Raw genomic sequence first — 13584 nt, forward strand, 5'->3', positions numbered from 1 at the left:
TGAAGGTTTCCCGTAGCAGCCGCGCCGCCCGGCACCGATATACTGGTGGGCGTGCTTTCCGGACTGGTAATCGTTGACAAACCGCAGGGATGGACCAGCCATGACGTGGTGGCCCGCCTGCGGCGCCTCGCGGGCACCCGGAAGGTCGGCCACGCCGGCACGCTCGACCCGATGGCCACCGGCGTGCTCGTCGTCGGCATCAACAAGGCCACCCGGCTGCTCACCTACATCGTCGGCACCACCAAGGCGTACGACGCCACCATCCGCCTGGGCCGCGCCACCGTCACCGACGACGCCGAGGGCGAGGTCACGCAGACGCGGACGACGGCGGCGGTCACCTTCGACGCCGTCCGCGCCGGCATCGCCGGGCTCACCGGCCCGATCGACCAGGTGCCCAGCAGCGTCAGCGCCATCAAGGTCAACGGCGAACGGGCCTATGCGCGGGTCCGGTCCGGCGAGGACGTCACGCTCGCCGCGCGCCCCGTCACCATCGACGCGTTCGACGTCCACGACCTGGTCCGCGGCACCGACGACGATGGCGAGTACCTCGACGTTGACGTCAGCGTGCGCTGCTCATCCGGCACCTACATCCGCGCGCTGGCCCGCGACCTCGGAGAGGGCCTCGGCGTGGGCGGGCACCTGACCGCGCTGCGCCGCACCGCCGTCGGACCCTACACGTTGGCGCAGGCACGCACGCTCGACGAACTGGCCGACGATTTCGTCATGCTGGACATCGCCGACGCCGCGCGGGCACTCATGCCCGTCCGGGAGCTCACCGCCGGGGAAGCCGTGGAACTGTCGTTCGGCCGGCGCATCCCGGCCAGTGAGCATGGTCGGCACACCGCAGCGGACCCGGCCGCCGCGTTCGCCCCGGACGGCACGCTCACGGCACTGCTGGCGGACCGCGGCAACTACGCCAAACCCGTGCTCGTCTTCCCGCCCGATCCCGAAATGAGACCCGAAATAGCCCCGATCAACAGCCACCGAACCCCGCGACCATGACCGTTGACGGCTGGTTCATCGCCGCACTCGTCATTGGAGTGCTGTCCACCGTCACCTGCGTCGGGGCGGCGATCCTGAAGAAGAAACCCAACGACATCACGCTGCTCGCCGTGGCCGCGGTCTGGCTGTTCACGCTCGTGTACCTGGTCGCCTCGATCGTGCGCGTGGCCACCGGATCGACCATCGCCGGGGCAACGTGGGAGTTCTGGGCCTACCTGGTCACGGCCGTCTGCATCCCCATCGCCGGGTTTTACTGGGCCATGCTGGAACGGTCGTTCTGGAGCAACTACGTGCTGGGCGCGGTCGGCGTCACGGTCGTCGTCATGATGGCCCGCATGGCGCAGATATGGTACGGCTCGGGCGCACCGGCCGCGGCCGCGCTGCACGGCCTCACGACCATCGGATTCGGCGCCTAGGCGCGCCGGTACAGGAGCGGAACATGACACAGGAAACCCCCACCGAACCTCGCGACACGGAGCAGGCCCCCGACAACGGGCGGCGGTCCGGCGCCGGCCGGCTGCTCATCACGGTGTACGCCATCTTCGCCATCGCCGCCACCGCGAGGGCCGGCTTCCAGATCGCCACCCAGTTCGAGCAGGCGCCGCTGGCCTACCTGCTCTCCGCGTTCGCCGCCGTCGTGTACATCGTCGCGACCGTGTCGTTGGCCAGCCGGGGCCGGACCGCGGCGCGCATCGCCGCCGCCGCCATCGTCGTCGAACTTCTCGGCGTGCTGGTGATAGGCAGCCTGAGCCTGGCCGACCCGGCCGCATTCCCGAAAGCCACCGTGTGGAGCCTGTACGGACAGGGCTACGTGTTCGTGCCGCTGGTCCTGCCCATCCTCGGCCTGTGGTGGCTGTACCGGCACCGGACGCGCGCATGAGCGCCCCACGGCTGGGTGACGGTCTGACCACGCTGCGCGCGTTCACGGACGACGACGCCGCGTCCTACGCCGCGATCCTCCGGGATGAGCTGAACGTCACATGGGCCGGATCCAACGCCGCCGCCACCGACGAAACGGCCCGGCAGGAGATCCGGGACGTCCTGGCCCGCGGCTGGCAGGCCGGCGACTACCTGCGCTTCGCCGTCGAGGAGGACCTTGGGGCCGGGCCGGAGGTGATCGGCACCGTCAGCCTGCAACGCGTGTTCCGCCCCGCGGGCGGCGGCGGGTCCGCGTCCGTCGGGATCAAGCTGGCCGGGGCCGGCCGCGGCCGGGGGAGCGGTACGCGCGCCGTCGAGCTGCTGTGCGGCTACGCCTACGGCACGCTCGGCGTGGACATCCTGCATTGGCAGGCCACGGTCGGCAACACGGCCAGCAGGTCGCTGGCCGAACGGGCCGGCTTCACGCTCGCCGCCACCATTCCCGGGTTCGGGCACGTGGACGGCGCCGTCGCGGACGGCTGGGTGTTCAGCCAGACCGCCTCGCATTGGCATGCCCGCGGCGACGCCCCGGCACCCGAGCTCGAGCCGGCACCCGTCGTCCCGGCACTCACGGACGGGTCCGTGGTGTTGCGCGCCCTTGACGTTGCCGACGCCGGGGCGCTGGTTGCCAACTGCCGGGACGCCGAGGCCGTGCGCTGGACCACGGTGCCGCTGGACTACACGATGGAGCACGCGCTCGGTTTCATCAACGAGATCACCGTCGACGGGTGGCGGACGGGCAAGAACCTGACGTTCGCCGTGGCCGACGCCGCAACGAACGCGCTGCTGGGCACCATCGACCTGCAGTGCAACGCACCCGGACAGGCCGCCATCGGCATCAACTTCGGCGTGGCGGCGCGCGGCACGGGCGCCGCGGAACGGGCCGTGCGGCTCCTCGTCGACTTCGCGTTCACGCAACTGAACCTCAGCTACCTGCACTGGACGGCCATGGTGCCGAACTGGGGCAGCCGGAAACTGGCCTGGAAGGTCGGGTTCGTGCTGGAAGGCACCATCCGCGGCGGCTACAGCGACCGCGGCACACCGGCCGACAAATGGGTCCTGACCCTGGCCGACGGCGACGCGCGCACACCCGCCGGTCCGTGGGACGGCCCGGCCCGGCCCACGGACCATCAGCAGGTACTCTAGGAAAGGTTTCCGGGCCGCCATTCCCGGTTGCCGGAAACGGCGGCCCGGAGGGGCCGCCGGCAGGCAATGCCCATCACGGCACTGGCAATTACGGCAAGGCCAATCACAGCAATGGCAATCACGGCAAGACAAGCAGCAAAAGGCAGGTAAGCGGTGCAGATCTGGAACTCCCTGGCACAGGTGCCCGACGGCTACGGCCCGTCGGTCGTCACGTTGGGCAACTTCGACGGTCTGCACCTCGGCCACCAGGAAGTCCTCGGCGTCGTGCGCGACGTCGCCGCCGCGAAGGGCGCGCGGGCCGTGGCCCTCACCTTCGACCCGCACCCCGCCCAGGTGCACCGGCCCGAATCGGCGCCCGCGCAGATCATGGGACTGGCCGCGAAACTGGACGCCATGGCCGAAACCGGGCTCGACGCGGTGGTCGTCCTCGAGTACACCCTCGACTTCGCCCAACAATCACCCGAGGAGTTCGTCAAGAACGTGTTCGTCGACGCGCTCGGCGCCGGCACCGTCGTCGTCGGCCACGACGTGCGGTTCGGGCGGGGCAATTCCGGCGACCTGGCGACCATGGTGGAGCTGGGCACCCAACTGGGCTTCGACGTCGTCGTGGTTGACGACAAGGGGCGCGACCGGCGCTGGTCATCGACGTGGGTGCGCGAGGCCCTCGTCAACGGCGACGTGGCCATGGCCGCGGAGGTCCTCGGGCGGCACCACCGCGTGTGCGGCGAGGTCGTGCACGGCGCCGCCCGCGGCCGCGCGCTCGGCTTCCCGACCGCGAACCTGGCCGACGACGCCACCGGCATCATCCCGGCCGACGGCATCTACGCCGGCTGGCTGACCGACCTGAACGGGAAGGTCTGGCCGGCCGCGATCTCCATCGGCTCCAACCCCACGTTCGCCGGCGTGAGCCGCCAAGTCGAGGCGTTCGTGCTCGACCGGCCCGAGGAGCCGGTCGAGGCGTTCGACCTGTACGGCCAGCAGGTGTGCCTCGACTTCGTGGACCGGTTGCGCGGCATGGTCGCCTACACGGGCCCGGAGGCGCTCATCGCACAGATGCGCCTGGACGTGGAGCAATGCCGGGGCATCCTCGCCTGACCCACCGGGCTTCCGCCGCTTCGACAGAACCCGCGCCCCTGCCGTAAACTGGGGGACGGGAATCCGGCTGCAGTCCGTGGTGGCTGGATTCAACTGTGTGGGGGGCGCTTCGGCACGCCGCACGGCATTCGTTTACACGGCACAAACCAAGGAGTTACCTGTGGCATTGGACGCCGCTGTCAAACAAGAAATCATGCAGGCCTACGCGACCCACGAGGGTGACACGGGCTCGCCCGAGGTCCAGATCGCGATGCTGTCCCGACGCATCTCCGACCTGACCGAGCACCTCAAGTCGCACAAGCACGACCACCACACCCGTCGTGGTCTGATGGCGCTGGTGGGCCGTCGTCGTCGTCTCCTGGGTTACCTCAAGGACACCGACATCACCCGCTACCGTACGCTCATCGAGCGCCTCGGCCTGCGCCGCTAGCATGACTTGAACGGCGGTCCCTCCTGTTCCTGGGGAGGGGCCGCCGTTCGCAGTACCGGCCGGGGGACCCGGCCGGGCAACAATTCAACAAAGGGAAGCAGCCGGCATCGCGCATTCGCGGTCCTCGGTAGTGGCCTCCGGGAGCACGCCCCACGGGCGGGCCCGTGGGCCTCGATCGAAGACCGGGTGTCGTACAGGGTCTTCACCGCACCGCGGTGGAGACCCTGGGCTGAGGCCGGGGGTTTCCCGCCCACCCCGCGCACGCGCACCCCACAAGGGTGCCGTGCCAGTGACAAGGAAACGGAGGTGACTCTCCATGGAGGGTCCCGAAATTCAGTTCGCAGAGGCCGTCATCGACAACGGCCGGTACGGCCAGCGCGTCGTCCGGTTCGAGACCGGGCGCCTCGCCCAGCAGGCCGCCGGTTCGGCCATGGTCTACATCGACGAGGACACCGCGCTGCTCTCGGCCACCACGGCCGGCAAGCACCCGCGCGAGGGCTTCGACTTCTTCCCGCTGACCGTCGATGTGGAAGAGCGCATGTACGCCGCCGGCCGCATCCCCGGCAGCTTCTTCCGCCGTGAGGGCCGCCCGTCCACGGAGGCCATCCTGGCCTGCCGGCTCATGGACCGCCCGCTGCGCCCGGCCTTCGTCAAGGGCCTGCGCAACGAGGTCCAGATCGTGGTCACCGTGTTGGCGATCAACCCGGACGTGCTGTACGACGTGGTGGCCATCAACGCCTCCTCGATGTCCACGCAGCTCTCCGGCCTGCCGTTCTCCGGCCCCATCGGCGGCGTGCGCGTTGCCCTGGTCGACGACGGCAACGGCGCCCAGTGGGTTGCCTTCCCGAAGCACTCCGAGCTGCAGAACGCCGTGTTCAACATGGTGGTTGCCGGCCGCATCGCCGGTGATGATGTCGCGATCATGATGGTCGAGGCCGAGGCCACCGACAACTCCTGGAACCTGATCAAGGAACAGGGCCACACCGCCCCGACCGAAGAGGTCGTCGCCGAGGGCCTGGAGGCGGCCAAGCCGTTCATCCGCGCCTTGTGCGAGGCCCAGGCAGACCTTGCCGCCCGTGCCGCGAAGCCGACCGTCGAGTTCCCGGTCTTCCTGGACTACCAGGACGATGCGTTCGAGGCCGTCAACGCCGCGGCCGCCACGAAGCTGGCCGAGGTGTTCTCCATCGCCGACAAGCAGGAGCGCGACACCGCCTCCGACGCGCTGAAGCAGGAAGTCCTGGCCTCCCTGGCCGGCGACTTCGAGGGTCGCGACAGCGAGCTCTCCGCCGCGTTCCGCTCCGTCACGAAGGCCGTGGTGCGCCAGCGCATCCTCAAGGACCAGATCCGCATCGACGGACGCGGCCTGACGGACATCCGCCAGCTCACGGCCGAGGTCGAGGTGCTCCCGCGCGTGCACGGCTCCGCCATCTTCGAACGCGGCGAGACCCAGATCATGGGTGTCACCACGCTGAACATGCTCAAGATGGAACAGCAGATCGACTCGCTGTCGCCGGTGACGCGCAAGCGCTACATGCACAACTACAACTTCCCGCCGTACTCCACCGGGGAGACCGGCCGCGTGGGCTCGCCCAAGCGCCGCGAAATCGGCCATGGCGCCCTCGCCGAGCGCGCCATCGTGCCGGTGCTGCCGTCGCGCGAGGAGTTCCCGTACGCGATCCGCCAGGTCTCCGAGGCCCTCGGCTCCAACGGCTCGACGTCCATGGGCTCCGTCTGTGCGTCCACGCTGTCTCTTCTGAACGCCGGCGTGCCGTTGAAGGCCGCCGTGGCCGGCATCGCCATGGGCCTGGTCTCCGACCAGGTCGACGGCCAGACCCGCTACGCGGCGCTGACCGACATCCTGGGCGCCGAGGACGCGTTCGGCGACATGGACTTCAAGGTTGCCGGCACGTCCGAGTTCGTCACGGCCATCCAGCTGGACACGAAGCTCGACGGCATCCCGGCCTCCGTGCTGGCCGCCGCGCTGAAGCAGGCCCGCGAGGCCCGCCTGCACATCCTGGGCGTGCTCAACGCCGCCATCGACGTCCCGGACGAGATGAGCGAGTTCGCCCCGCGCGTCATCGCCGTCAAGATCCCGGTGGACAAGATCGGCGAGGTCATCGGCCCGAAGGGCAAGATGATCAACCAGATCCAGGAGGACACCGGCGCGGACATCTCCATCGAGGACGACGGCACCGTATACATCGGCGCCACCAACGGCCCGTCCGCCGACGCGGCCCGTTCGGCGATCAACGCCATCGCGAACCCGCAGGTTCCCGAGATCGGTGAGCGCTACCTGGGCACCGTTGTCAAGACCACGACGTTCGGCGCGTTCATCTCGCTGACGCCGGGCAAGGACGGGCTGCTGCACATCTCCGAGCTGCGCAAGCTCGCCGGTGGCAAGCGCGTGGACAACGTCGACGACGTTGTCTCCGTGGGCCAGAAGATCCAGGTGGAGATCACCAAGATCGACGACCGCGGCAAGCTGTCCCTGGCCCCGGTCGTGGCCGAGGACGCCGAGTCCGACGAAGCTGCCGAGTAGTCCATGGCAGTCACCCTATTGCCGCTGAGCTCCGCCGGCCTGACCGAATCCGGTGCGGCCGTGATCTCGGGCGGGGCGGGCGGCGCCGTCGTGCGCCGTTCCGTCCTGCCCGGGGGCGTGCGGGTCCTCACCGAGTCCATGCCCGGACAGCGGAGCGCGGCAATCGGGTTCTGGGTTGGTGTTGGCTCCCGGGATGAGGCCGGGGGCCAACACGGCTCAACCCATTTCCTCGAACACCTGCTGTTCAAGGGGACCAGCCGCCGCACGGCGCTGCAGATCGCCTCCGCGTTCGACGAGGTGGGCGGCGAGTCGAATGCGGCCACCGCCAAGGAAAGCACCTGCTACTACGCCCGCGTGCTGGACACGGACCTGCCCATGGCGATCGACGTGATCGCCGACATGGTCACCTCCGCCGTCCTCGACCCGGACGAACTCGAGCAGGAACGCGACGTCATCCTCGAGGAAATCGCCATGGACGGCGACGACCCGACCGACGTCGCCCATGAAAAGTTTGTTGCGGCCGTGATGGGGGAGCACCCGCTCGGCCGCCCGATCGGCGGAACCCCCGAGGCCATCAGGGCCGTGGCACGCGGCTCCGTCTGGGAACACTACCGCCGCCACTACCGGCCCGAGACGCTCGTCATCACGGCGGCCGGCGGACTGGACCACGACACCGTGTGCCGGCTCGTCTCCGACGCCCTGCAGGCGTCCGGGTGGAGCCTCGACGCAGACGCCCAACCCGTGGCACGGCGCGCCTCCGCGGCCGCGCAGATCACCGGGCGTCCCGGGCTGGAGGTGCACTTCCGCCAGGTCGAGCAGGCGAACGTGATCGTCGGCTGCCCGGCCATCAACGCCACCGACGACCGCCGGTTCGTGATGAGCGTGCTCAACTCCGTGCTCGGCGCGGGCATGTCCTCGCGCCTGTTCCAGGAGATCCGCGAGAAGCGCGGGCTCGTCTACTCGACGTACTCGTTCGCAGCCTCGTACGCCGATGCCGGCTATTTCGGCATGTACGCCGGCTGTGCCCCGGCGAAGACGGCCCAGGTCATCGGCCTGCTCACGGCCGAGCTGGAGAAACTGGCCGCCGACGGCATTACGGACGTGGAACTGGCCAAGGCCGTCGGGCAACTGTCCGGCGGCGTCGTCCTGGCGCTGGAGGACACGGGTTCGCGCATGTCCCGGCTGGGCCGGGCCGAACTGGTCTCCGGGGAATTCCTCGACATCGACGAGACCCTCTCCCGCATCCGCTCCGTCACGGCCGGGCAGGTGTGCGAACTGGCCCGGGAGTTGGCCGCCGCGCCACGCACCGTGACCGTCGTCGGCCCCTTCGACGAAGCGGAAACCTTCGGCCTCTAGTCCGTCGGTGGTCGAGCTTGGGCCAGTCGGTGGTCGAGCTTGTCGAGACCCGGGGATTTCGACGGGCTCAATCACCGGTGGTCGAGCTTGTCGAGACCCGGGATTTCGACGGGCTCAATCACCGGGCGACGGGCTCAATCACCGGGCGCGCGGGCTCCACTCAGGGCAGGGAGGTGTAGATCCCAGTCGTCGGCGCCGCGGTGAGCACCCCGGCCGCGGCGGCGCCCGGCCAGACGTCGGCGCGCAGGCGCGCCTCGAACGCCTCGGCGCGGCCCAGCTCGGCGAAGTCCAGGTCGATCGCCACGGCGGGACCGCCGTTGGCGGGTGTCCACAACCGGACGGCCAGCACACCCGATCCGATCCGGTCGAGTGGGTCGGAATCGAAGGCGCCCCGCCAGCGGGCAAGGTCGCGAACCGGGTGTTCGATGCGCAAGGTGTACATGACGATCCTCCAATGTCCCGGCGGACCGGTCCGGTCCGCATATCTGGACGCTACTCACCCGCCTGGCCCGCGCCCATCCCCGGTGGCGGGGATGGACGCCATACTGGTCCCATGGCCGGTTCATGGGCGCGCACGCGCCTGCTCGAACGGCTCGCGGCCCTGGCCGGCGCGAGGCCCGACGACGTCACGCTGCGAGTGGAGGCGCTGGCACTGCTGCGCCCGGTGATCGGGTTCGACTTCCACGCCTGGCCGCTGGCCGACCCCGGCAGCTGGACGGGGCTGGCCGCCCACGCCGCGCCCCCGGATCCGGCCGATGTGGCCCGACTCATCCGGGCCAAGTACCTGTGCCCGGTCAACCGGTGGACGGTCCTGGGAGCCGGCGCCGCCCAATCGCTCCTGCTGGCCACCGGCGACCGTCCGGCCGCCTCCAGCCTGTGGACGTCGGTGCTTGGCGGGTATGGGGTCAGCGACGCCGCGTCGGCCTGCTTCGCCGACGCCAACGGGTGCTGGGGTTGGCTGGACCTGTGGCGGGTGGGCGGTCCGGCGTTCACCGCTGACGACGTGCGGCTGCTGGGTGCGGCCACGCTGCCGCTCACGGCCGCCCTTCGCGCGTCCCGCGCCCGTGGTTTCACGCCGGTGGCCGATGGCGGGCCGTGGTCCGGCGCCGAACCGCCGGCCCCCGCCGTCCTCCTGCTGGACGACGCACTGGATGTCATCGGCGCCAGTGCCGGGGCGGGCGAGTGGCTGGCGTTGCTGCGGCCGCCACCGGCCCCGCATGATGCGGTCCCGGCGGAGGTGCTCAATGTCGCCGCCCAGTTGTTGGCCCGGGAGACGGGCGTGGACCGCCATGCCGCGGCGGTCCGGGCGCCGCTGGGGGTCGTTGCGGGCGGCCCGCCTGGACCCGGGCGGTGGTGCGGCCACGATCGCGGTCACCATCCAGGAGTGCCACGCTGCGGCCCGCCTCGGTGTCTTTGCCCGCAGCCACGCGCTCACGGCACGCGAACGCGAGATCGCGACGCTGCTGGCCGCCGGTGTCGCAGGATCCGCGCTGGCCGGCCGACTGGGCATCACCGGCAACACCCTCCAGGACCACTTCAAGGCCATCTACGCCAAGACGGGCGTCCACTCGCGGGAAGAACTCCTGGCCCGGGCCCTCGGTGGGGCCTAGTGGACATGTCTGGCGCCCACGCTGCAGGCGTGACGTGTGACGATCGGGCCGGGGAGGGAAGGTCGGGGAGAGGTGCAGGCATGGACACGACGCGGACGCAACCCCGACGGCCGGACCTGGCCACGCCGACGTCGACACCGTCGTCATCGGTGCCGGACAACAGGCAGGCCTGGCCACCAGCTGCCGGCTCACCCGCGCGGGGGTCGACCGGGACGCGGCGCACGTGGCCGCACACATCGCCGGCAACCACGACTGACCGGGATTTCGACGGGCTCAATCACCGGGCGGCGGGCTCAATCACCGGGCGGCGGGCTCAATCACCGGGTGGATCGGTGGTCGAGCTTGTCGAAATCAAAGGGCAATTACGCTGAGGTAGCGTCATCACGTCGAAGTAGCGGAACATATACCCACCCCGTCGGCGGCTTGGCGCTACCTCGGCACGCAATGGNAGCCGCCGGCGAACGGCGGGAGAACGTCGACGACGTCGTCCGGTCCCAGCTCGACGCCGCCGTCACGGGCGGCCACCTCGTTGAGCAGCAGGCTGCAGCGTTCCAGCAGTTGTGCCAGCGGCGGGGCCGACGGGGACGCCGATTCGGGGAACGCCCGCACCAGCAGTGCCGTCAGGTCGGCCAGCGTGAACACGCCCCCGGGCGGTTCGATGAGCTGCTCCTCGACGCCCGTGGACGCCGCGGCGGCGGCAAAGAATCGTACGCGCACTTTTATCCTCCGATGGCGCTCATGCTGCGGTCGGGCTGGACGAAGTCGGCGTCACCCAGGCCCGGGTGGCCCATGCCGTGGGCCTTCGGCTTGGCCCACATGGCGGCCCGCCAGCGCGCGGCCACGTCGGAGTCGGCGGCCCCCGACCGCAACAGGCCCAGCAGGTCCACCTCGGTGCGGGAGAACAGGCAGCTCATGACCTTGCCCTCGGCCGTGATCCGGGTGCGGCGGCAGTCGGCGCAAAACGGTTCCGTCACGGACGCGATGATGCCCACCGTGCCCAGCAGCACCGGCGACCCGTGCCGGCGCACCTCGAAGCGCTCGGCCGGGGCGCCGTCCCGTTCCCGCGGATCCGCCGACAGGGCGAAGTCGGAACCCAGCAGGGCACGGGTCTCGGCGGCCGTGACCATGCCGTCGCGCGTCCAGCCGTGATCGGCGTCCAGCGGCATCTGCTCGATGAACCGCAGCTCGTGGCCGCGGTCCAGGCACCAGCCGAGGAGTTCCGCCGCGTGGGCGTCGTTGACGCCGCGCATGAGCACGGCGTTGATCTTCAGGGGCCGCAATCCGGCGGCATCGGCGGCCTCGATGCCGGCCAGCACCTGGTCCAGGAACGGCCGGCGGGTCAGCTCGGCGAACGTGCCGGGGTGCAGCGTGTCCATGGACACGTTCAGGCGTGTCAGGCCGGCTTCCGCCAGCGCCTTCGCCTTGCCGGCCAGGCCCACGCCGTTAGTGGTCAGGGAGATGGGCAGGTCCGGGTGGGCGGCGCGCAGCCGGGCGACGATGTCCACAAGGTCGGCACGCACCAGCGGCTCGCCGCCGGTCAGCCGCAATTCCCGCACGCCCAGCTCGTCCACGCCGATGCGCACCAGCCGGGCGATCTCATCGGCGCTCAGCAGCCGCTCCCGCTTGAGCCACGCCAGCCCGTCGGCCGGCATGCAATAGCTGCAGCGCAGGTTGCACTTGTCCGTCAGGGACAGCCGCAGGTCGGTGGCGCGCCGGCCGAACTGGTCGGCCAGGCCGTCCGGCCGCGCACCGACGGGCCGGCCAGGGGGCAGCACCGTGGGCATGCCCAGGGCCGTGCTAACGCGTTCCATCCCTCCACGCTACGCCACGGACCGCGAACGCTGGGTGCACCCCCAAGAAACAGGCGTAACCTGTGCCCATCATGAACGAACAAGAGAGCCGGGCGGCCCGGCCGGCCGCCGTCGCGGACCGCCGCCGATGGGCCCTGGCCGGGCTTGTCTGCACGGGAGTCGGCGTGGCCGCCGGCGAGTTCGTCGCCGCCCTCGCCAGCCCCCTGCTGTCCCCGGTGACGGCCGTCGGCCAGGCCGTCATCGACGCCATGCCCGGCGGCGTGAAGGAATGGGCCGTGAGCTGGTTCGGCACCGCCGACAAGGCCGTATTCATCGTCTCGCTGATCGTCGTCATGGCCGGCGCGGCCGCCCTGATCGGGTTGCTGGAGCGGTGGCGCCGGGGCCTCGGCCTGGCCGGCATCGCCGTGTTCGCGGCCGCCGGCATTCTCGCCGTGGCCACGCGCGCCGACGTCAGCACGGCCGCGTTCTTCGCCCCCGTGGTCGCCGGGCTGGTGGCGGCCGCCATGCTCGCCTGGGTCGCCGGACGGTACCTGCGCGCCCGCCGGGGGGCCGGCGCGCCAACGGGCACCTCGCGCCGCGGCTTCCTGCAGGCCATGGCCGTGGGCGCCGTCGTGGCGGTGGTCGCGGCCGGGGCGTCGACGGCGTTCCGCAACGCCGCCGTCGTCGTCAGTGGGCTGCGCGCCAAGGTGCGCCTGCCCCGGCCGGCGGTCCCCGCCCCACCGCTGCCCGCCGCCGCCTCACTGGATGTCGCGGGCCTCACGCCGCTGGTCACGGCGGCCGGCGACTTCTACCGCATCGACACCGCGCTTCTCGTGCCCGCCGTCGACTCGTCCACCTGGAAGCTGACCGTCACCGGCATGGTGGAGCGGACCGTGGAACTGGACTTCGCGCAGCTGCTGGCCAAACCGCTCGTGGAGCACTACACGACCATCGCGTGCGTCTCCAACAACGTGGGCGGGAACCTGGTCGGCAACGCCCGCTGGCTCGGCTGGCCGGTGCGCGAACTGCTCGCCGAGGCCGGCGTCCGGCCGGGCGCCGACATGGTGCTGTCCACGAGCACCGACGGGTTCACGGCCGGCACGCCGCTGCAGACCCTGACCGATGCGCGGGAGGCGATCATCGCCGTCGGCATGAACGGGGCGCCGCTGCCGCTGGAGCACGGCTTCCCGGCCCGGCTCATCGTGCCCGGCCTGTACGGTTACGTCTCCGCCACGAAGTGGGTCACGGCATTGAAGGTGACCACGTTCGCGGCCGACCAGGGCTACTGGGTGCCGCGCGGCTGGAGCGCGCTGGGGCCCATCAAAACCGCCTCCCGGATCGACGTTCCCCGCGACGGGTCGCACGTGCCATCCGGACGGGTCACGGTGGCCGGCGTCGCCTGGGACCCCGGCGCCGGGATCTCCGGCGTCCAGGTGCAACTGGACGACGGGCCCTGGCAGGACGCCGAGCCGGCCGCCGCGATCAACGTCGACACGTGGGTGCAGTGGCGGGCCGTCGTGACGGCCGGGCCGGGCAGCCACCGGGTGCGGGCGCGCGCCCGCAACGGCGCCGGCGTCGTGCAGACGTCGGCCATCGCGCCACCGGCACCCGACGGCGCCACCGGCTACCCCCAGATCGGGTTCACCGCCGGGTAGGCTGGGCCGTGTCCGGAGTGTTCGGGGACGGCAGGAGGGTATT

Annotated in this window: 14 protein-coding genes; 10 read left to right on the forward strand and 4 right to left on the reverse strand. The window is 71.0% G+C overall.

Going from position 1 to position 13584, the window contains the following annotated elements:
• The first annotated feature begins 51 nt into the window (after positions 1–51).
• The 8 genes from truB (at position 52) to EJC77_RS07300 (ending at position 8486) form a co-directional block, all read left to right on the forward strand.
• The gene (truB, locus tag EJC77_RS07265; protein WP_125611109.1) at positions 52–1002 is read left to right on the forward strand and encodes a tRNA pseudouridine(55) synthase TruB; all 951 of its coding nucleotides are present in this window, start codon (positions 52–54) and stop codon (positions 1000–1002) included.
• Complete coding sequence (locus EJC77_RS07270; protein ID WP_125611111.1) at positions 999–1418, forward strand: hypothetical protein; 420 nt, start codon at positions 999–1001, stop codon at positions 1416–1418. Before truB ends, EJC77_RS07270 begins: the two co-directional genes overlap by 4 nt.
• Positions 1419–1441: 23 nt before the next feature.
• The gene (locus tag EJC77_RS07275) at positions 1442–1882 is read left to right on the forward strand and encodes a hypothetical protein (protein WP_125611113.1); all 441 of its coding nucleotides are present in this window, start codon (positions 1442–1444) and stop codon (positions 1880–1882) included.
• Complete coding sequence (locus tag EJC77_RS07280) at positions 1879–3066, forward strand: GNAT family N-acetyltransferase (RefSeq protein ID WP_125611115.1); 1188 nt, start codon at positions 1879–1881, stop codon at positions 3064–3066. The genes EJC77_RS07275 and EJC77_RS07280 overlap by 4 nt, the downstream gene beginning before the upstream one ends.
• Before the next feature lie 153 nt (positions 3067–3219).
• A complete protein-coding gene (locus tag EJC77_RS07285) occupies positions 3220–4161 on the forward strand; it encodes a bifunctional riboflavin kinase/FAD synthetase (RefSeq protein WP_125611116.1) in 942 nt (313 codons plus the stop codon).
• Positions 4162–4321: 160 nt separating this feature from the next.
• Positions 4322–4591: a 30S ribosomal protein S15 gene (gene rpsO, locus EJC77_RS07290; protein ID WP_125611118.1), complete on the forward strand. Its 270-nt coding sequence runs from the start codon at positions 4322–4324 to the stop codon at positions 4589–4591.
• A gap of 316 nt (positions 4592–4907) precedes the next feature.
• The gene (locus EJC77_RS07295) at positions 4908–7130 is read left to right on the forward strand and encodes a polyribonucleotide nucleotidyltransferase (RefSeq protein ID WP_125611120.1); all 2223 of its coding nucleotides are present in this window, start codon (positions 4908–4910) and stop codon (positions 7128–7130) included.
• A gap of 3 nt (positions 7131–7133) precedes the next feature.
• Positions 7134–8486: a M16 family metallopeptidase gene (locus tag EJC77_RS07300; RefSeq protein WP_125611122.1), complete on the forward strand. Its 1353-nt coding sequence runs from the start codon at positions 7134–7136 to the stop codon at positions 8484–8486.
• A 160-nt stretch (positions 8487–8646) separates the two neighbouring features.
• Here the strand turns inward: EJC77_RS07300 and EJC77_RS07305 are convergent, their stop codons facing one another.
• Together EJC77_RS07305 and EJC77_RS20315 are read right to left on the reverse strand one after the other, a co-directional pair.
• Positions 8647–8928 carry a hypothetical protein gene (locus EJC77_RS07305; RefSeq protein ID WP_125611124.1) on the reverse strand — a complete coding sequence of 94 codons (282 nt, stop codon included), beginning with the start codon at positions 8926–8928 and terminating at the stop codon, positions 8647–8649.
• Between the two features lie 50 nt (positions 8929–8978).
• Positions 8979–9524, reverse strand: a complete 546-nt coding sequence (locus EJC77_RS20315; RefSeq protein WP_164520341.1) for a hypothetical protein — start codon at positions 9522–9524, stop codon at positions 8979–8981.
• Positions 9525–9775: 251 nt separating this feature from the next.
• On the opposite strand from EJC77_RS20315, the gene EJC77_RS20320 reads away from it, so the two are divergent.
• Positions 9776–10096: a helix-turn-helix domain-containing protein gene (locus EJC77_RS20320; protein ID WP_164520342.1), complete on the forward strand. Its 321-nt coding sequence runs from the start codon at positions 9776–9778 to the stop codon at positions 10094–10096.
• Positions 10097–10525: 429 nt separating this feature from the next.
• On the opposite strand, the gene EJC77_RS07315 is transcribed toward EJC77_RS20320, so the two are convergent.
• Positions 10526–10813: a MoaD/ThiS family protein gene (locus tag EJC77_RS07315; RefSeq protein ID WP_125611129.1), complete on the reverse strand. Its 288-nt coding sequence runs from the start codon at positions 10811–10813 to the stop codon at positions 10526–10528.
• Positions 10814–10815: 2 nt separating this feature from the next.
• A complete protein-coding gene (gene moaA, locus EJC77_RS07320) occupies positions 10816–11907 on the reverse strand; it encodes a GTP 3',8-cyclase MoaA (protein WP_125611131.1) in 1092 nt (363 codons plus the stop codon).
• Between the two features lie 71 nt (positions 11908–11978).
• On the opposite strand from moaA, the gene EJC77_RS07325 reads away from it, so the two are divergent.
• A complete protein-coding gene (locus tag EJC77_RS07325) occupies positions 11979–13541 on the forward strand; it encodes a molybdopterin-dependent oxidoreductase (protein ID WP_125611133.1) in 1563 nt (520 codons plus the stop codon).
• Positions 13542–13584 lie beyond the last annotated feature (43 nt).

Origin of the sequence: Specibacter cremeus (assembly GCF_003946885.1) — a bacterium.
Lineage (GTDB): Bacteria > Actinomycetota > Actinomycetes > Actinomycetales > Micrococcaceae > Specibacter > Specibacter cremeus.

Coding starts and splice junctions, on each gene's coding strand:
- EJC77_RS07305 (WP_125611124.1), bottom strand. CDS start 8,928: ATGTACACCTTGCGCATCGAACACCCGGTTCGCGACCTTGCCCGCTGG.
- EJC77_RS07300 (WP_125611122.1), top strand. CDS start 7,134: ATGGCAGTCACCCTATTGCCGCTGAGCTCCGCCGGCCTGACCGAATCC.
- EJC77_RS07295 (WP_125611120.1), top strand. CDS start 4,908: ATGGAGGGTCCCGAAATTCAGTTCGCAGAGGCCGTCATCGACAACGGC.
- moaA (WP_125611131.1), bottom strand. CDS start 11,907: ATGGAACGCGTTAGCACGGCCCTGGGCATGCCCACGGTGCTGCCCCCT.
- EJC77_RS07275 (WP_125611113.1), top strand. CDS start 1,442: ATGACACAGGAAACCCCCACCGAACCTCGCGACACGGAGCAGGCCCCC.
- EJC77_RS07325 (WP_125611133.1), top strand. CDS start 11,979: ATGAACGAACAAGAGAGCCGGGCGGCCCGGCCGGCCGCCGTCGCGGAC.
- EJC77_RS07280 (WP_125611115.1), top strand. CDS start 1,879: ATGAGCGCCCCACGGCTGGGTGACGGTCTGACCACGCTGCGCGCGTTC.
- EJC77_RS20320 (WP_164520342.1), top strand. CDS start 9,776: ATGCCGCGGCGGTCCGGGCGCCGCTGGGGGTCGTTGCGGGCGGCCCGC.
- EJC77_RS07270 (WP_125611111.1), top strand. CDS start 999: ATGACCGTTGACGGCTGGTTCATCGCCGCACTCGTCATTGGAGTGCTG.